Genomic DNA, 17,704 nt, shown 5'->3' on the forward strand with positions numbered 1-17,704 from the left:
GGTTCCGCCGCCGTCGGCCACGGCGTGTCACCGACTGCCCGACATTACGATGAGCGCATGACCGACACCCCCTCGTCAGGCCTGCACGTCCGCATCGTCGATCACCCGCTGACCCGCGCGTGGCTGTCGGTTCTGCGCGACGAGGCCACCGACAACGCGGCCTTCCGGAACGCGCTCGCCCGACTGGCCCAGATGCTGGTCTACGAGGCCTTCGCGGATGTTCCGGAACGCCCGTTGCAGGTGCGGACTCCCGTCGGGGACGCGTCGTGCAGCAGGCTCGCGTCCACGCCGCTGTTCGTTCCGGTCCTGCGCGCCGGTCTCGGCATGCTCGACGCCGCGCTCGCAGCGGTGCCCGAGGCCGGGATCGGTCTGGTCGGCGTGGCCCGCGACGAGACCACGGCCATGCCCACCGAGTACCTCGCATCGCTGCCGCAGGACCTCACCGGGCGTCCGGTGTGCGTGCTGGACCCGATGCTGGCGACCGGCGGCTCGCTGGTGCACACGCTGGATCTGCTCGTCGCCCGCGGCGCCACCGATCTCACGGCGATCTGCGTGGTCGGGGCACCGGAGGGGCTCGACGCGCTGCGCGCGTGGGGCGGATCGCTGCGCCTGGTGATAGGTGCGGTCGACGAACGGCTCAACGAGGCCAAGTTCATCGTTCCCGGGCTCGGCGACGCGGGCGACCGCCAGTTCGGTCCGCGCTGAGCCCCCGGATCATCCCCGGGTCGCCGGAGGCAGTCGCCGCGGCCCCGGCCCCTGTTCGCCCAGGACATCCCCCGGGTTGACGTACGGACACTCGGTGAGCGACAGGCAGCCGCAGCCGATACAGTCGGCCAGATCGTCTCGCAGGGCCACCAGACCGGCGATGCGGCGGTCGAGGTCGGCCCGCCAGTCCTGAGCCAGCCGTGCCCAGTCCTGCCTGGTCGGCGGCTTCTCATGCGGGAGTGCGTCCAGTGCGGCCTTGATGCGGGCGAGCGGAATGCCGAGTGTCTGCGAGGCGCGGATGAAGGCGACCAGCCGCAGCGTGTCCCTGCGGTACTCCCGCCTGTTCCCGGCGGTGCGGCGGCTGGTGATGAGCCCGATCTGCTCGTAGTAGTGCAGCGTCGAGACGGCGACCCCCGCACGGTCTGCGACCTGTCCCGGTTTGAGCCACGCTCCGCGCGGCGAGCTCTCGGCCATCGGCCCTTTCCTTGACATCAAGTGCACTTGATGAAGTGCACTGTAAGTCATGAGCACCGAACGGGGCGATCTGCGATGAGCATGGAATCGGTCGCATGGGACGTCATGTACAAGTCGATGCACGCCGCCGACGCGAAATCGGCCCGGGCGGACCGGCGGGCGACACTGCGCCGGATCAGCGGTTTCGCGCGCCCGCACCGGCGGCGCATCATCACCTTCCTCCTGCTGTCGGTGGTGACCGCGGTACTCACCGTCGTCACGCCGCTCCTGGCCGGCCGGGTGGTCAACCTCATCGGATCCGGAGGCTCGGCCGCCGGCCGGGAGATCGTGATGCTGGCGCTGTTGATCGCGGCGATCGCCGTCGCCGAGGCTGCGGCCTCGATCGGCACGCGGTGGCTGTCGTCGAACATCGGTGAGGGGCTGATCCTGGACCTGCGCCGAGCCGTGTTCGACCACGTCCAGCAGATGCCGGTCGCGTTCTTCACCCGAACCCGGACGGGTGCGCTCGTGAGCCGGCTCAACAACGACGTGATCGGCGCGCAGCGCGCCTTCAGTGACACCCTCTCGGGGGTGGTGTCGAATGTGGTGACCCTGCTGCTGACCCTGGGCGTGATGGTCGCGATCAGCTGGCAGATCACCGTGCTCGCCCTCATCCTGCTCCCGGTGTTCGTGGTGCCGGCGCGACGCATGGGCAGCCGGATGGCGGGGCTCGCGCGGGAGAGCGCGGATCACAACGCGCGGATGTCGACGCAGATGACCGAGCGCTTCTCCGCTCCGGGCGCCACGCTCGTGAAGCTCTTCGGGCGCCCGGAGATCGAATCGAAGGAGTTCGGCGACCGCGCCGACGCCGTTCGAGACATCGGAGTCCGCCAGGCGATGCTGCAGAGTTACTTCTACACCGCGCTGATGCTCGTCTCGGCACTCGCTCTGGCTCTGGTCTACGGTCTCGGCGGTTGGCTGGCGGTGCATCAGCATCTGTCCGCCGGAGCGGTGGTCTCACTGGCTCTGCTGCTCACCCGCATGTATGCGCCGCTGACCGCGCTGGCCAATGCGCGCGTGGAGGTGATGAGCGCGCTCGTCAGTTTCGAGCGGGTCTTCGAGGTGCTCGATCTGCGGCCGCTGATCGTGGACCGCCCCGGGGCCGAGACCGTACCCGACGCCGCGGACGGCGTCACGGTCCGATTCGAGAACGTCTCATTCGGGTACCCGTCCGCGGACAAGGTGTCCCTGGCCTCGCTGGAGGAGGTGGCGCAACTGGACTCCCGCACCGGCGGCACGGTCCTGCACGAGGTCGACTTCGAGGTCCCCGCCGGCTCGATGGTCGCTCTCGTCGGGAGTTCGGGCGCGGGCAAGTCGACGGTCGCGTCGCTGGCCACCCGGCTCTACGACGTCGATGAGGGCGGCATCTCGCTCAACGGTGTGGACCTCCGCGACCTGCGGTCGGATGCGATCCACCGCACCGTCGGCCTGGTCACGCAGGACGGGCACCTCTTCCACGACACCGTCGGCGCCAATCTGCGGCTGGCCCGGCCGGACGCCTCCGACGACGAACTCTGGGAGGCGTTGGCGCGGGCGCGTCTGGACGATCTGGTCCGCTCGCTGCCCAACGGTTTGGACACGGTGGTCGGCGAACGCGGCTACCGCCTCTCGGGCGGCGAACGCCAGCGGCTGACCATCGCGCGGCTGCTGCTCGCCCGACCGTCGGTGGTGATCCTCGACGAGGCCACCGCGCACCTGGACTCGACGTCGGAGGCCGCCGTCTCGGCGGCCCTCGCGGAGGCGCTGACGGGGCGGACGTCGCTGGTCATCGCCCACCGGCTCTCCACGGTCCGGGCGGCCGACGAGATCATCGTGCTCGAATCAGGCCGGGTGGTCGAGCGCGGCGACCACCGATCGCTGCTGGAACGCGGCGGCCGCTACGCCGAGCTCTACCGGACGCAGTTCGCGACCGGTCCGACTCCGAGCACCACGACCGCGAGCGGAGGAGCGGGCCGCTAATCCACCCAGCTGGAGACCATCGGCTCCACGGTGAGCGTCGAGCCGTTCTCCCGGATCGTCAGCGAGCTGGGGGAGACCACGTAGTCGACGCTGCCGTTGGTCGCGACGAAGGTGTCGCCGCTGCGGGTCGGATACCCCACCTCGACCGTGTCACCGTCGGCCTCGCCCTTGTAGTAGTAGCGGCCGGTCTGTGTGCCCACCTGGCAGATGACGACGCGAGAGCGCTCGGTGTATCCGACGAACACCGCGTCGTCCTCTGAGGCGTTGCAGCGCGGCCCGGACAGGAAGCCCTGGCGGTCGGCGCCGGGGACGGTGACCGGACCTGAGCCCGGCGCGGTGGTCGGGATCGTCGGCGCGGTGGTGGTGGGCTGCGCGGTGACGGTGGGCGGCGTCGGAGTGCCGGTCGCGGTATGAGTGACGGTCGTCGGTGGACTCGACGACGAGACCGGGGCCGCGGTGTCCGACTTCCTCCCCTGCGAGTACAGGACGGCGGCGGCGATCCCGCCGATCAGCAGCACCACGCCGGCGATGATCGCGACCAGCACCGCCGGCGACGACCAGGGCGACTGGTTGCGGGGTGGCTGAGGACCGGTCGGGGGCCCGCCCTGCGAATACCCCGGATCCGGATACTGCGGATAGCTCATCGTCGGATCTCCTCCCCGCGACGACCGGCCGGAAGCTCGGCCAGGACGTCGTCCAACAGCTGCGACAGCTCGTGGTGCACGGTGCTGACGCTACCGTCCGCGACCGGCGCGCTCAGCTGTCCGTAGTACTTGAGTTTCGGTTCGGTTCCGCTCGGACGGGCGAAGACGCGCAGAGCGACGCCGTCCGGCCGCCGACCGGTCAGCTCCACGCCGTCGGTTCGCAGGCCGTCGGTGCGTTCGGCGTAGTCGGCGGCCGTCACCGGGATGCCGGCGAGCGCCGCCGGCGGCGCGGTGCGCAGACCGGCCATGATCGCAGCGATCTCGGACGGATCGTCGAGCCGGAGCGACCGCGGTGCCGTCACGTGCACGCCGTTCTCAGCGTGCAGCGCGCCGAGTGCCGCGGCCAGCCCGCCGCGCCCGATCCAGGACGACGCGAGGAAGGCGGCGGCCACCGCCGCGCTGATTCCGTCCTTATCGCGGACGGCAGCCGGGTCGACGCAGTGCCCGAGCGCCTCCTCGTAGGCGTAGACGAGCGGTTCGCCCGCCCGAACGAGCCATTTGAACCCGGTGAGGGTGCGGCGGGCGTCGGCGCCGCGACGCAGCGCCGCGGCGTGCAGCAGCGTGCCGGAGACGATCGAGCTGGCGACCACCGGGCGGTCGCCGTGCGGCACCGCCGACTCGGCGACGGCGTCGAGGACCCAGGTGCCCAGCAGCGCCCCCGTCTCGTCGCCGGTGAGCATGCGCCAGCGGTCGCCGTCGCGGATGCCTACCGCGCAGCGATCGGCGTCCGGGTCGAGCGCGACCGCGAGATCGGCGTCCACGTCGTCGGCCAGTGCCAGCAGCAGGTCGGTGGCGCCGGGTTCCTCGGGGTTCGGGAAAGCGACCGTGGGGAAGTCCGGATCGGGAGCGAACTGCTCGCCGACCACGTGCACGTCGGAGAATCCGCAGCGGGCGAGCGCCTCCACCGCGAGGTCGCCGCCGACGCCGTGCAACGGTGTCAACGCGATCCGCAGGGGCCGCGCAATCGCCCCCTCGAAGCGTGCGCAGATCCGCGCCAGGTAGTCGGCGCGCGCGGCGCGGGCTCGTCGGTCCGGAGCCACCGGTCTCCGGGGAATCGTCTCCGCCGGTCCGGTCGCGGCGATCGCGGCCTCGATCTCCCGATCGGCGGGGCCCACCAACTGGGCGCCCGGGCACGGCGGATCGCCCAGGTACACCTTGTAGCCGTTGTCACGCGGCGGATTGTGTGAGGCGGTGATCATCACGCCGGCGGCGGCGCCGTGCACGCGGGTCGCGAAGGCCGTCACCGGCGTCGGCGCCGGGCCGGGCAGCGCGATCACGTCGAATCCCCTCGCGGCCAGGACCTCGCGCGTCGCCGCGGCGAACTCCTCCGAGCCGTGGCGGGCGTCGCGGCCCACGACGACGGGCGCTCCGGCGTGTCCGCGCGCGATCAGCCAGTCGGCCAGGCCCGCCGTCGCGCGGGTCACCGTGGCGACGTTCATCCCGTCGGGCCCGGGCGCCACGGGGCCCCGCAGACCGGCGGTTCCGAAGGTCAGCATCGGCTCACCGTTCGGCGAGCGCGCCGATGACCGCGCCGAGCAGCCGGCCCATCCGCTCGGCCGACTCGCGGCCCACGGCCAGGACCTCCGCGTGGTCGAGCGGCTCCCCGGTGATTCCCGCCGCGAGATTGGTGACCAGCGACAGTCCGAGGACGTCGAGGCCGGCCGCCCGGGCCGCGATCGTCTCGTGCACGGTGGACATCCCCACCAGGTCGGCCCCCATCACGCCGAGCATGCGGATCTCGGCGGGCGTCTCGTACTGGGGACCGGGCAGTCCCGCGTATACGCCTTCGGCCAGTTCGGGGTCGACGCGGCGGGCCGCCGCACGCAGCGCCGGGCTGTAGGCGTCGACCATGTTCACGAAGTGCGCGCCCTCCAACGGGGACCGGCCGGTGAGGTTGATCTGGTCGGCGATGAGCACGGGTCGGCCCACCTCGAGTCCGGGACGGATGCCGCCCGCCGCGTTCGTCAGGACGACGGTGTGCGCGCCGGCGGCGGCCGCGGTCCGTACCGGGTGCACCACGCGCGCCAGGGCATGGCCCTCGTAGGCGTGGATCCGGCCGAGCAGGACGAGCACGCGGGTTTCGCCGAGCTGAATCGACTCGACGGTGCCCGCGTGTCCCCGCGCGGACGGGGTCCCGAAGCCGGGGATGTCAGCCATCGGCAGTCGCGCGACCGGCGTGCCGAGCGCCGCCGCAGCCGGTGCCCACCCGGATCCCAGGACGACGGCCACGTCGTGGCGGGGACAGTCGGTAGCGGTGGCGATGACGGCGGCCGCGGCGGCTGCCGCGGCGTCATGATCGACGGTTGGATCCATGAGGCAACCGTAGTGTCTCACCCGTGCCTGCTCCTGCCGAGGTGTGCGGCGATAAGGTTTCTGCCATGCCGTACTTGACTCTCACCGAAGACGCCGCCGAGTTGTACCTGGGTACCGAGGGCATGGAACTGGACGAGGCGAATCCGGAGAACCGCTTCGGCCGTGAGTGGATGGCCCGGGTGTCGGAGCTGACCGATGAGGCCGTCGCCGCGAAGAAGCCGCTCATCATCAGCGCCACCGGCAAGTTCTTCACCAACGGCCTCGACACCGATTACATCTTCTCCGGTGCGGAGCCGCTGCCGGCGTATCTCGATGCCGTCCACGCCCTGTACGCGAAGGTGGTGACGGCCGCGACGCCGACGATCGCGGCGATCAACGGCCACGCGTTCGGCGCCGGAGCGATGCTCGCCCTCTGCGCCGACTACCGCATCATGCGCTCCGACCGCGGGTTCTGGTCGCTGCCGGAGGCGGCGCTGAACATGCCCTTCCCGCGCGGGATGGCGGGTCTGCTGCGCACGCGTGTTCCCGATGCGACCCTCACCGAGGCGATGCTGACCTCCCGCCGCTACGGTGCCGCCGACGCCGTCGCCGGCGGGATCGTCGACGAGGCGGTCGAGGCCGACCGCCTGCTCGACCGCGCCCGCGAGGTCGCCCGCGAGCGCGCGTCCTTCGCCGGCGACAACCTCGGTGCCGTCAAGCGCGCGCTGCGACTGCCGCTGTTGGAGGACCTCACCGCCCCGACCCCCGAGACACTGCTGTGAGTTCTCCCGTGATCGACGCCTGGCTCGCATCGAATCTCGGCCGCGTGGTGGCGTGGCGCCGGGAGATCCACGCCGAACCCGAGCTGTCGATGGCCGAGTTCGCGACCACGGCGAAGGTCGTGCAGATCCTGAGCGATGCGGGCCTGTCCCCGAAGATCCTGCCGAAGGGCACCGGGGTGGTCTGCGATCTGGGGCCGGCCGACAAGCCGCGCATCGGGCTGCGCGCCGACCTGGACGGGCTGCCGATCCCGGAGCAGACCGGACTTCCGTTCACCTCGCGGGTGGAGGGTGTCTCCCATTCCTGCGGGCACGACGCGCACGCGGCCATTCTGCTCGGCACCGGGCTGCTGCTGTCCGAGTTCGCCGAGACCGGCGGCGAACTGCCGTTCGGGGTCCGGCTCCTGTTCCAGGCGGCCGAGGAGGTGATGCCCGGCGGTGCGCTCGACGCGATCGATGCGGGAGTCACCGACGGACTCACCAGGATCTTCGCGCTGCACTGCGATCCGCACCTGGCGGCCGGAACGGTCGGTCTGCGCGCGGGTGCGCTGACCTCCGCGGCCGATCGTGTGGAAGTGCATCTGCGCGGGCCCGGCGGGCACACCTCGCGTCCGCATCTGACCGCCGACCTCGTGTACGCGATAGGCACCGTCATCACCGGGCTCCCCGGACTGCTGTCGCGCCGGGTGGACCCGCGCTCGGGCACCGTGATGGCATGGGGTGCCGCGCATTCCGGTGACGCCCCCAACGCGATCCCGCAGGAGGGGCGCTTGCGCGGAACGGTCCGGACCGGCGACCGCGACGTGTGGCAGGACCTCGAGCCGCTGGTGCGGAGCATCATCGGCGAACTGGTGTCGCCGCTGGGAGTCACCTACGACTTGACCTATGTGCGCGGTGTGCCGCCGGTGGTCAACGACCCGCACAGTGTCGCGATGCTGCGCCGCAGCGTGGAGGCCATCGGTCCGGCGGCAGCGGTCGACACGCCGCAGTCGCCCGGCGGCGAGGACTTCGCGTGGTATCTGGAGTCGGTGCCCGGCGCCATGGCCAGGCTCGGAGTGTGGACCGGCGTCGGCCAGCAGTGCGATCTGCACCAGCCGAACTTCGACATCGATGAGCGCGCGCTCGGCGTGGGCGTCGCGACGCTCGCGGGAGTCGTGCTCTCCGGAGAGCTGGACTGAGCGGCCGAAAAATTTTGGCTCCCGCAACGGCCTCTCAGACCGCTCCGGGAGCCAAAATTCTTCCCGACCGCGGTCAGCCTTCGTTGTCCATCGGCTCCGCGGGCCCGGGACCCACGTTGCGCGCCTCGTGCAGGCGCAGCCGCTCGACGTAGTCCGCGGGCGCGCCGGCGATCTCGGCCGCATCGGCCATCACGCCGAGATACCGCGCGGACGGCAGACCGCCCTCGTAGCCGTCGATGACGTACAGCCACGCCAGTACCGGTCCGTCGGCGGTGTCGACTCGCGCGCGGATCTTGCGGTGCACGCCGAGTTCGGTGCCCTCCCAGCGGTCGAGGTTCTTCTCGTCCTCTGCGGTGACGTCGTAGAGCACCACGAATACGCGCGCGTCGGGATTGTCGCGGTCCTCGGTCACGGTGGCGAGCGAACCCTCCCAACCGATGTCGTCGCCCGCGAAGGTCAGCCGCCAGCCGTTGAGCCATCCGGTCGAGGCCATCGGCGAGTGCGGAGCCCGCTCCAGCATCTGGGCAGGGTCCATGTTCGACGCGTAGGCGGCATAGATCGGCACGTCGCCAGCCTATTCGGTCGGTGGCCGATGAGGGAACACCGGCCGGTCCGGGCGGCGCGCGCAGCAGCCAGGGGATAAGTTTGTTCACGGAGTCCAGAGTCGTGTCTAAGGAGTGTGCACAGTGGCGAAGATCGTGATCATCGGTGGTGGGCCGGCCGGCTACGAGGCGGCCCTGACCGGTGCGGCCTACGGCGCGGAGATCACGGTCATCGATTCGGACGGGATCGGCGGCGCGTGCGTGCTGTGGGACTGCGTTCCGTCGAAGACGTTCATCGCGTCCACCGGAATCCGCACCGAGGTGCGCCGTGCCGTGGACCTCGGCATCAACATCGCCACCGACCAGGCGATGGTGACCCTGCCGCAGATCCACCAGCGGGTGAAGGATCTGGCCTTCGCGCAGTCGGCCGACATCCGTTCGCGTCTCATCAGCGAGGGCGTGACGATCGTCAATGGAACCGCACGGCTCGGTCGGACGGGAACCGGAATCGGAGCGCACGAAGTGGTGGCGACGCTCGCCGACGGCACCACCGAGACCTACGAGAGCGACGTGGTGCTCATCGCCACCGGGGCGTCGCCGCGGATCCTGCCGACGGCGCAGCCGGACGGGGAGCGGATTCTCAACTGGCGCCAGCTCTACGACCTGGCCGAGCTGCCCGAGCATCTGGTGATCGTCGGATCGGGTGTCACCGGCGCCGAGTTCGCTCACGCGTACACCGAGCTGGGCGTGAAGGTGACGCTGGTGTCGAGCCGGGACCGCGTGCTTCCGCACGAGGACGAGGATGCCGCGCGCGTCCTGGAGGAGGCCTTCTCCGAGCGCGGAGTGACCCTCATCAAGTACGCGCGCGCCGACCGGGTGACGCGCGATGAGGACTCCGCCACCGTGCACCTCGCGGACGGCAAGGAGGTGACGGGCACCCACGTGCTGATGACGGTCGGTTCGGTCCCCAACACCGGTTCGCTGAACCTGGAGGAGGCGGGCGTGGTGACCGATCGGGGCGGGTACATCACCGTCGACCGGGTCTCCCGCACATCGGCGCCCGGCGTGTACGCCGCCGGCGACTGCACGGGGGTGCTGCCGCTCGCCTCGGTGGCCGCCATGCAGGGACGCATCGCCATGTACCACGCGCTCGGCGAGGGCGTGAGCCCGATCCGGCTCAAGACGGTGGCGTCGGCCATCTTCACCCGGCCCGAGATCGCCAACGTCGGTGTCTCGCAGAAGGCCATCGACGCGGGGGAGTACCCGGCGCGCACCGTGATGCTGCCGCTGTCGACCAATCCGCGCGCCAAGATGAGCGGTCTGCGCCGCGGCTTCGTCAAGATCTTCTGCCGCCCGGCGACCGGCGTGGTGATCGGCGGCGTGGTGGTCGCGCCCAACGCTTCGGAGCTGATTCTGCCGATCGCGATCGCCGTGGAGAACAAGTTGCAGGTCTCGGAGATCGCACAGACGTTCTCGGTGTACCCGTCCCTGTCGGGATCGATCACCGAGGCCGCCCGCCAGCTCGTCCGGCACGACGATCTGGATTGAGCACCTGGCGGGAACTGCTGGGGCGCGACAACCGCGCGCCGATGGTGGTGATGGCGGGCGGCGTGGCGCTGTTCGCGATCAACGTCTACCTGACCACCTCGCTGCTGCCCAGTGCGGTCGCCGACATCGGCGGTCAGGACCTGTACGCCTGGACGATGACCGTCTTCCTGGTGGTCTCGGTGATCTCGTCGATGTTGGTGAGCCGCTGGCTGGCCGGGCTCGGGGCCAGGCGGTCGTACGTGTGGGCCTTCGCGCTGTTCGCTGCGGGCACGGTGGTCGCCGGCGCGTCGCCGACCATGACCGTGATGCTGGTGGGCCGGGCCCTGCAGGGATTCGGGGCCGGTCTCCTCGGCGGCCTGGGCTTCGCGGTGGTGCGGTTGGTGCTGGCTCCTCATCTGTGGCAGCGGTCCATCGCCCTGATGTCGGCGATGTGGGGAGTCGGCAACTTCGTCGGACCCGTGGTCGGCGGATTCTTCGCCCAGATCCACTTCTGGCGTGGGGCATTCGGCCTGCTCACCCTCCTGGCGCTGGCGCTGATCGCGATGACGCTTCGGGCGCTTCCCGTACGGCGCACATCCGGTGAACCGGCCGCCGCGGTTCCGTGGATGTCGCTGGCGTTGCTGACGACGGCGGTCGGAGCGATCAGCGTGGCCTCGCTGGTGCACGGGATCGCGACGTGGACGCTGCTGGCCTTCGCCGTGCTGGCGGGCCTGGGCTTCGTGGGCTGGGAGCGGCGGGCGAGTTCCCGAGTGCTGCCGGAGACGACCTATCGGGGCCGGTCGCCGCTGCGATGGATCTACCTGGCGATCCTGGTTCTCGCCGCGGTGTCGACGGTGGAGACCTTCCTGCCGCTGTTCGGGCAGCGGATCGGCGGGCTCGGGCCGCTCGCCGCCGGTTTCCTCGGAGCGGCACTGTCCTGGGGATGGACGGTCGCCTCGATCTCTGCGAGCGGAATCGAGAGCGAGCGCGGGCGGCGAGCGGTCCGGATCTGCGGTCCGCTCCTGCTGGGGTCGGGGCTGATCCTGTACGGCCTGCTGCAGATGCGCGACCCCTCGCCCGGCGTGATCGTGGCGTGGTACGCGGTGCTGTTCGTCGGCGGCTGCGGCATCGGCATGGCGATGGCGCACTGGTTCACCGCGGGTCTGCGGGTCACCGATGACGAAGCGGAGGCCGCCCAGGCGTCGGCGGGACTGAACACCAGCCAGCTGATCGCGAACGCCTGCGGCTCGGCGCTGGCGGGTCTGCTGGTGGCTCTGGGCGGCCCCGACATCGTGGGATCGGCCAGGGTCCTCAGCTTCGGTTTCGCCGCGTTGGCCTTCTGCGGCATCGCGGTCGCGCTGCGGGAGTTCGCCGTCGACCGCCGCATGCGCGAGCCCGATTCGCCTACGCGGCGAGGAGGTCGTCGATCTGGTTGATCGCCGCCGAGGCTCCCTCGATGATGCCCATCTCCAAGACCTTCTGGAGGTTCTCGGCGCTCTCGTAGGTGGAGGTGAAGACAGCGCGCGTGCCGCTGTCTGTGGCCTCGAAGACGTAGCGGTTCTGCGACACCGGCATGCCGTCGAGCGGCTTGAGTTCGGCATCGGCGAAACCGTCCTCGAAGGTGAACGACGACATCGGGTCGATTGTCTCGAAGCGCCACCAGCCCCCGAACTTCTCACCTTCGGGACTGGTCATGTAGTAGGTGGCGCGTCCGCCGCGAGTGAAGTCGTGCTCGACGAAGGTCGCCGGGTACTCGGGCGGTCCCCACACCTTCTCGAGTCGGCGTGGGTTCTCGTACACCTCCCAGACGCGCTCCACAGGCGCGGCGAATTCGGCGGTGATGGTCAGGGTGAGAGCGTCCGTGTCGGTCTGGACGTCGATGACAGGCATGGCTGGTCCTCAGGGTCGATGGTCTCGTGGGATGTCAGAGGGATCGGTGGTGTCGGTCGTCGGGGCCGGGGATGCGGCGAGCAAGTCGTCGACGCGGGCGATGCGGCCCCGCCAGATCTGTTCGATGTCGGAGAGCATCGCCGACACCGAGCGCACAGCGTTCACGTCGCCGGACGCCATCTGCTGGCGGCCCGCACGGCGTTTCACCAGCAGACCGGCCCGTTCGAGGACGGCGACGTGCTTCTGTACCGCGGCGAAGCTCATGTCGTACTTCTCCGCCAACGCGGTGACCGAGTGCTCGCCGGCCAGCACCCGCCGGAGGATGTCCCGCCGTGTGCGGTCGGAGAGGGCGTGGAACAGCGCGTCAGCGCGGTCCTCGTCGTCCTCGGTCACCTCTCAAACATACAACTAATCGGTTGTATGTCAATGGCTCATGCCAGATCGAAACTGTGCGTCACCGCGCGGTTCCAGCCCTCGAAAAGCCGTGTGCGGTCGGACTCCGACATCCGCGGTTCCCACCGCCCGCCGCGCGCCCAGTTGTCGCGGATCTCATCGGTGCTCGACCAATAGCCGACGGCGAGGCCGGCCGCGTATGCGGCGCCCAGCGCGGTGGTCTCGTTCACCACCGGCCGCACCACGGGGACATCCAGGATGTCCGACTGGAACTGCATCAACAGCTCGTTGACGACCATGCCGCCGTCCACCTTCAGCGTCTGCAGGTGCACGCCCGAGTCGGCCTGCATCGCCTCGATCACCTCGCGCGTCTGGTACGCGGAGGCCTCCAGGACGGCGCGTGCGATGTGCGTGCGGTCGGCGAACCGCGTGAGCCCGACGATCACGCCGCGCGCATCCGGTCGCCAGCGGGGCGCGAACAGCCCGGAGAACGCCGGGACGAAGTAGACGCCCCCGTTGTCGTCGGCTCGGCGGGCCAACTCCTCCACCTGGGCGGCCGTGTCGATGATCCCGAGGTTGTCGCGCAGCCATTGGACCAGGGAGCCGGTGACCGCGATCGATCCCTCCAGCGCATAGCGTGCCGGCTCATCGCCCAGTCGATAGCAGACGGTGCTCAGCAGGCCGTGTTTGCTGAGCACTGCCTCGGTGCCGGTGTTGAGCAGCAGGAAGTTGCCGGTGCCGTAGGTGTTCTTCGCCTCGCCGGGTTCCAGGCAGGCCTGGCCGAACATCGCGGCCTGCTGGTCGCCCAGGATGCCGCCCAGCGGCACATCTGGGAGGGAGCCCGAGGTCCGCAGGCTCCCGATCACACCGGAGCTCGACCGGATCTCGGGAAGCATCGACATCGGGATGCGCAGGTCCGCGCAGATCTCCGGATCCCATTGCAGCGTATGCAGATCCATCAGCATGGTGCGGGACGCATTCGTCACGTCGGTGACGTGCAGCCCGCCGTCGACGCCGCCGGTCATGTTCCACGCCAGCCAGCTGTCCATCGTTCCGAACAGCAGGTCGCCGGCCTCGGCGCGATCGCGGGCGCCCTCGACGTTGTCGAGGATCCACGCGACCTTCGGCCCGGCGAAGTACGTCGACAGCGGCAGCCCGGTCCGCTCGCGATAGCGGTCGACGCCGTGCTCGCCCGCGAGTTCCTCGCACAGCGCATCGGTGCGGGTGTCCTGCCAGACGATCGCGTTGTGGATCGGAGTGCCGGTGTGCCGATCCCAGACGACGGTGGTCTCCCGCTGATTGGTGATCCCGCATGCCGCGATGTTCCCCGGATGCAGCTGCGCCGCCGCCAGCGCGGCGGCGGCCACGCGACGGGTGTTGCGCCAGATCTCCATCGGGTCGTGCTCCACCCAGCCGGCGCGGGGAAAGATCTGTCTGTGCTCCACCTGCTCGCTCATCATCACAGACCCCTTGCGGTCGAAGATCATCGCCCGGGTGGACGTGGTTCCCTGATCGATTGCGGCGACGTACTGAGCATCCGATTTCACGCCGTCAAGTCTGGCATGACGGCCGGTTACCCTCGGGTAGTCTTGCGAAATATGGAGAGCGAGTTCAATCCGGATCGGCCCGCCGACCTCAGCCCCGCCTATCGCGACGAGGCCTGGCGCAGACTGGGCTCTGAACAGTTCGACATCGTGGTCGTCGGCGGCGGAGTGGTCGGCGTCGGCGCGGCGCTCGACGCGGCCACTCGCGGTCTTCGCGTGGCGCTCGTGGAGGCCCGCGACATCGCGTCCGGCACCTCGAGCCGCTCGTCGAAGATGTTCCACGGCGGGCTCCGCTACCTGGAGCAGTTCGAGTTCGGTCTGGTGCGGGAGGCGCTGCGTGAACGCGAGCTGTCGCTGCGTCTGCTCGCTCCGCACCTGGTGAAGCCGCTGCCCTTCCTCGCTCCGCTCACGCGCCGCTTCTGGGAGCGCCCGTACATGGCCGCCGGACTGTTCCTCTACGACCGGATGGGCGGCGCCAAATCGGTTCCGGGACAACGGCACGTGTCGCGGTCGGGTGCGCTGCGCGTGGCGCCGAGCCTCAAGCGCGATTCGCTGATCGGCGGCATCCGGTACTACGACACGGTCGTCGACGACGCCCGTCACAGCCTCACCCTCGCCCGCACCGCGTCGCAGTACGGTGCGGTGATCCGGACCTCGACGCAGGCCGTCGGCTTCCTCACCGAGTCCGACCGGGTGATGGGCGTGAAGGTCCGCGATTCGGAGACGGGGGAGACCACCGAGGTGCGCGGACACTGCGTCATCAACGCGGCCGGGGTGTGGACCGACGAGGTGCAGGCACTCTCGAAGCAGCGCGGTCACTTCAAGGTGCGTGCGTCCAAGGGAGTGCACATCGTGGTCCCGCGCGACCGGATCGTCTCGGAGACTGCGATCATCCTGCGGACGGCCAGTTCGGTGCTCTTCGTGATCCCCTGGGAGACGCACTGGATCATCGGCACCACCGACACCGACTGGAACCTCGACCTCGCGCATCCCGCCGCCACGCGTAAAGACATCGACTACCTCCTCGACCGGGTGAACCAGGAACTGGTGACCCCGCTGACGCACGACGACATCGAAGGCGTGTACGCCGGGCTGCGGCCGCTGCTCGCCGGTGAGGACGACGAGACCTCCAAACTCTCCCGCGAGCATGCGGTGGCCGTCGTCGCACCCGGCCTGGTGTCGATCGCGGGCGGCAAGTACACCACCTACCGGGTGATGGGGGCCGACGCCGTGGACGCCTGCAACGATTACATCCCCACCCGTGTCGCACCGTCGATCACCGAGCGGGTGCCGCTGGTGGGGGCCGACGGCTACTTCGCACTGATCAACCAGTGCGAGCACCTGGGGCAGCGGTTCGGCCTGCATCCCTACCGGATCCGGCGGCTGCTGAACCGCTACGGCTCACTGCTCGACGACGTGCTGTACTACGCCGACGCCGACGAGTCGCTGCTGCAGCCGCTGCAGGCGGCACCGCAGTACCTGCGGGTCGAGATCGTCTACGCGGTGTGGGCCGAGGGCGCACTCCACCTGGAGGACGTGCTCGCCCGTCGCACGCGGATCGCGATCGAGTACAGCCACCGCGGGGTCGACTGCGCGCAGGAGGTGGCCGAGTTGATCGCCCCGGTCCTGGGATGGGACGAGACGAGGGTCGCCACCGAGGTCGCGACGTACAAGGCGCGGGTGGACGCCGAGATCGCCTCGCAGCGCCAGCCCGACGACGCCTCCGCCGATGCGCTGCGCGCCGCGGCACCGGAGGCGCGCCGCGAGATCCTCGAACCGGTTCCCGTTCCGGACTAGCGGCGAATCCGACTCACGTCGCCCGGCTCACAGACCAAGTGCCCTGTACAGCCCGGGCGGTCTGGGCCAGACTGGGGCCATGAGTACGCAGCCGGTGGAGAACCTGAGCAACGAACAGTCGTGGGAACTGCTGGAGGGCAGCGTCCTCGGCAGGCTGGCGGTCTGCGTCGACGGGCAGCCGGACGTCTTCCCGGTGAACATCTACGTGTCGAACGGCAAGATCCTGTTCCGGACCGCGGAGGGCACGAAGCTGGCCGAGCTCGCCGTCAACGACCGAGCAGTGATCGAGGTGGACGCCTTCACCAGCCGGATCGGCTGGAGCGTGGTGGCCAAGGGGCGCGCCCGCATCCTCCGAGACTCCGCGGAGATCGAAGCGGCCGACCAGACCCCGCTCAACCCCTGGATTCCCACGGTGCGGACGACGTACGTGGAGATCGCCGTGGAGGAGATCACCGGCAGGCGGTTCGTCTTCGGGCCCGAGCCCGACCACGAGATCCGCTGATCCGGTTCACCCGGCCGACTCTGCGGCGAAGGCGCCCTCGGTGATGATCGCCCCGGCGTCGAGTGGGCGTGTCACCGACCAGGTCTCGGTGAAGACGCACTTCGACATCTTCCATTCGCCGTTCTCGACGACGTACTCGTCGTCGTATTCGCCGGTGGCGATCGTCTCGGTACGGTCCGACAGGTTGAGCTGTCGGAATCGTAGCGTCCACCGGCCGATCGCAGACGACTCACCGGTGAGCCGGATCTCCGGGTGCATCCCGTGGTGCATGTCGAGGATGGCGTGGCGACCGTCCACCTTGTGCAGTGCCACCTGAGTGAAGATCCGCGCCATCGGCTCGACGTCGTCGAACGCGCCGAGGCGGCCGTAATCGATCCGGGCGCCGGAGGCGATGAAGGCGTCACGGAATCCGCGGGGATCCTTGGCGTCGCAGGCGCGCCAATAGCGGTACTTGAGTTCCTTGATCGCTTCGATCTTCTCGAGTGCGGCCACGCGCTGTTCGATGTCCATTCGTCCTCCTGACGTCGCGGTGCGGGTCGACGCCTGGGGCCGACCGGTCTTGCGCCCGACCCTAGGGGTTCGGCGCATCCGCGTCACCGTGTCTGACATCGCGGACACACATAGATGCTGCGCTCGGCCGGCGGCTCGCCCAGCATCCCGCGTTCGACGGCGGTACCGCATCTGCGGCACGGGCGGCGGTCGCGGCCGTACACCCACAGTTCCCGGCCGCGGCCGGTGGCGCCCGTGGTGACGCGGGCGACGCGCAGCCGGTTGGCCGTCAACAACCGGTGCGCGAGGTCCACCAGTGGCGGCAGGTCGACCGCGGCCGTCGGTGTGGCCGGGTGCACGCGCCGCATGAAGCAGAGTTCGCTGCGATACACGTTGCCGACACCCGCCAGATTGCGCTGGTCTAGGAGAGCGATGCCGATCGGGGTATCGGGGGCGGCGGCCAGATTCTCGACGGCGCGAGCCGCATCCCAATCGTCGCCGAGCAGGTCCGGGCCGAGATGGGCGACCGCGGGGCCGGGATCGGCGAGCAGTTCCAGGACGCCGAGATCGAAGCCGACGGCCTCGATGTCTCCGGCACGCAGCACCACTCGTGCGGTGTGCCACGGCCTGCGCCACTTCGCACCGATGGCGTGCACGTCCCACAGGCCCTCCATCATCAGATGCGAGTGGATCGAGACCGGGGTGCCCGAGGGACGCCGCAGATCGATGAACAAGTGCTTTCCCGCCGACCGCACGGACTCGACGCGCGCACCGGACAGGTCGGTGGTGGCGTAGCGAGGTACTCGGAAGTCGCTGTCGCTCAGGGTTTTTCCGACGAGCGCGGTGCGGAGGCGGTGCGCCGCACGGAACACGGTGTCGCCTTCGGGCAC

The 17,704-nt window shown here is 70.0% G+C and carries 18 protein-coding genes; 8 read left to right on the top strand and 10 right to left on the bottom strand.

Annotation, left to right across the window (positions count from 1 at the left end; genetic code table 11):
* Positions 1–57 precede the first annotated feature (57 nt).
* On the top strand, positions 58–705 hold the full coding sequence (upp, locus tag ACK8HH_RS05815) for a uracil phosphoribosyltransferase (protein WP_062367062.1): 648 nt from the start codon (positions 58–60) through the stop codon (positions 703–705).
* Positions 706–714: 9 nt separating this feature from the next.
* Here upp and soxR read toward each other — a convergent pair whose 3' ends face one another.
* A complete protein-coding gene (gene soxR / locus ACK8HH_RS05820; protein ID WP_006896528.1) occupies positions 715–1,179 on the bottom strand; it encodes a redox-sensitive transcriptional activator SoxR in 465 nt (154 codons plus the stop codon).
* 75 nt (positions 1,180–1,254) lie between these two features.
* On the opposite strand from soxR, the gene ACK8HH_RS05825 reads away from it, so the two are divergent.
* Positions 1,255–3,177, top strand: coding sequence for an ABC transporter ATP-binding protein (locus ACK8HH_RS05825; RefSeq protein WP_412475615.1), 1,923 nt, complete (start codon positions 1,255–1,257; stop codon positions 3,175–3,177).
* On the opposite strand, the gene ACK8HH_RS05830 is transcribed toward ACK8HH_RS05825, so the two are convergent.
* Genes ACK8HH_RS05830 through ACK8HH_RS05840 form a run of 3 tightly spaced genes read right to left on the bottom strand, consistent with a single transcriptional unit; the run spans position 3,174 to position 6,194 of the window.
* Complete coding sequence (locus ACK8HH_RS05830) at positions 3,174–3,821, bottom strand: hypothetical protein (RefSeq protein WP_375002346.1); 648 nt, start codon at positions 3,819–3,821, stop codon at positions 3,174–3,176. The genes ACK8HH_RS05825 and ACK8HH_RS05830 overlap by 4 nt on opposite strands.
* Positions 3,818–5,377: a phospho-sugar mutase gene (locus tag ACK8HH_RS05835; protein ID WP_062367055.1), complete on the bottom strand. Its 1,560-nt coding sequence runs from the start codon at positions 5,375–5,377 to the stop codon at positions 3,818–3,820. The genes ACK8HH_RS05830 and ACK8HH_RS05835 overlap by 4 nt, the downstream gene beginning before the upstream one ends.
* 4 nt (positions 5,378–5,381) lie before the next feature.
* On the bottom strand, positions 5,382–6,194 hold the full coding sequence (locus tag ACK8HH_RS05840; RefSeq protein WP_062367053.1) for a purine-nucleoside phosphorylase: 813 nt from the start codon (positions 6,192–6,194) through the stop codon (positions 5,382–5,384).
* 65 nt (positions 6,195–6,259) lie between these two features.
* Between ACK8HH_RS05840 and ACK8HH_RS05845 the strand changes: the two genes are divergently transcribed.
* Positions 6,260–6,955 carry an enoyl-CoA hydratase/isomerase family protein gene (locus tag ACK8HH_RS05845; RefSeq protein ID WP_006896523.1) on the top strand — a complete coding sequence of 232 codons (696 nt, stop codon included), beginning with the start codon at positions 6,260–6,262 and terminating at the stop codon, positions 6,953–6,955.
* Positions 6,952–8,130, top strand: a complete 1,179-nt coding sequence (locus ACK8HH_RS05850) for an amidohydrolase (protein WP_062367052.1) — start codon at positions 6,952–6,954, stop codon at positions 8,128–8,130. Before ACK8HH_RS05845 ends, ACK8HH_RS05850 begins: the two co-directional genes overlap by 4 nt.
* A gap of 73 nt (positions 8,131–8,203) precedes the next feature.
* Here the strand turns inward: ACK8HH_RS05850 and ACK8HH_RS05855 are convergent, their stop codons facing one another.
* On the bottom strand, positions 8,204–8,695 hold the full coding sequence (locus ACK8HH_RS05855; RefSeq protein WP_006896521.1) for a gamma-glutamylcyclotransferase: 492 nt from the start codon (positions 8,693–8,695) through the stop codon (positions 8,204–8,206).
* 121 nt (positions 8,696–8,816) lie between these two features.
* Between ACK8HH_RS05855 and ACK8HH_RS05860 the strand changes: the two genes are divergently transcribed.
* Positions 8,817–10,220 (top strand): NAD(P)H-quinone dehydrogenase, encoded by a 1,404-nt coding sequence (locus ACK8HH_RS05860; protein ID WP_006896520.1) that lies wholly within the window; start codon positions 8,817–8,819, stop codon positions 10,218–10,220.
* Entirely contained in the window at positions 10,217–11,635 is a 1,419-nt protein-coding gene (locus ACK8HH_RS05865; RefSeq protein WP_006896519.1) for an MFS transporter, read from the top strand. Before ACK8HH_RS05860 ends, ACK8HH_RS05865 begins: the two co-directional genes overlap by 4 nt.
* Here ACK8HH_RS05865 and ACK8HH_RS05870 read toward each other — a convergent pair.
* From ACK8HH_RS05870 to glpK, 3 genes are read right to left on the bottom strand one after another with little or no spacing between them, the layout of a single operon-like run.
* The gene (locus tag ACK8HH_RS05870) at positions 11,604–12,089 is read right to left on the bottom strand and encodes an SRPBCC family protein (protein WP_006896518.1); all 486 of its coding nucleotides are present in this window, start codon (positions 12,087–12,089) and stop codon (positions 11,604–11,606) included. The genes ACK8HH_RS05865 and ACK8HH_RS05870 overlap by 32 nt on opposite strands.
* Before the next feature lie 9 nt (positions 12,090–12,098).
* The gene (locus ACK8HH_RS05875) at positions 12,099–12,482 is read right to left on the bottom strand and encodes an ArsR/SmtB family transcription factor (RefSeq protein WP_006896517.1); all 384 of its coding nucleotides are present in this window, start codon (positions 12,480–12,482) and stop codon (positions 12,099–12,101) included.
* A 38-nt stretch (positions 12,483–12,520) separates the two neighbouring features.
* Positions 12,521–14,029 (bottom strand): glycerol kinase GlpK, encoded by a 1,509-nt coding sequence (glpK, locus tag ACK8HH_RS05880; protein WP_082781277.1) that lies wholly within the window; start codon positions 14,027–14,029, stop codon positions 12,521–12,523.
* A 51-nt stretch (positions 14,030–14,080) separates the two neighbouring features.
* Between glpK and ACK8HH_RS05885 the strand changes: the two genes are divergently transcribed.
* Positions 14,081–15,823 (top strand): glycerol-3-phosphate dehydrogenase/oxidase, encoded by a 1,743-nt coding sequence (locus ACK8HH_RS05885; RefSeq protein WP_062367050.1) that lies wholly within the window; start codon positions 14,081–14,083, stop codon positions 15,821–15,823.
* A 79-nt stretch (positions 15,824–15,902) separates the two neighbouring features.
* Positions 15,903–16,325, top strand: coding sequence for a pyridoxamine 5'-phosphate oxidase family protein (locus ACK8HH_RS05890; protein ID WP_045539388.1), 423 nt, complete (start codon positions 15,903–15,905; stop codon positions 16,323–16,325).
* A gap of 6 nt (positions 16,326–16,331) precedes the next feature.
* Here ACK8HH_RS05890 and ACK8HH_RS05895 read toward each other — a convergent pair whose 3' ends face one another.
* Positions 16,332–16,835 (bottom strand): nuclear transport factor 2 family protein, encoded by a 504-nt coding sequence (locus ACK8HH_RS05895; protein ID WP_045539390.1) that lies wholly within the window; start codon positions 16,833–16,835, stop codon positions 16,332–16,334.
* Between the two features lie 83 nt (positions 16,836–16,918).
* Positions 16,919–17,704: a DNA-formamidopyrimidine glycosylase family protein gene (locus ACK8HH_RS05900; protein ID WP_045539391.1), complete on the bottom strand. Its 786-nt coding sequence runs from the start codon at positions 17,702–17,704 to the stop codon at positions 16,919–16,921.

The organism is Gordonia sp. LUNF6, assembly GCF_047041125.1.
Classification (GTDB): domain Bacteria; phylum Actinomycetota; class Actinomycetes; order Mycobacteriales; family Mycobacteriaceae; genus Gordonia; species Gordonia sihwensis.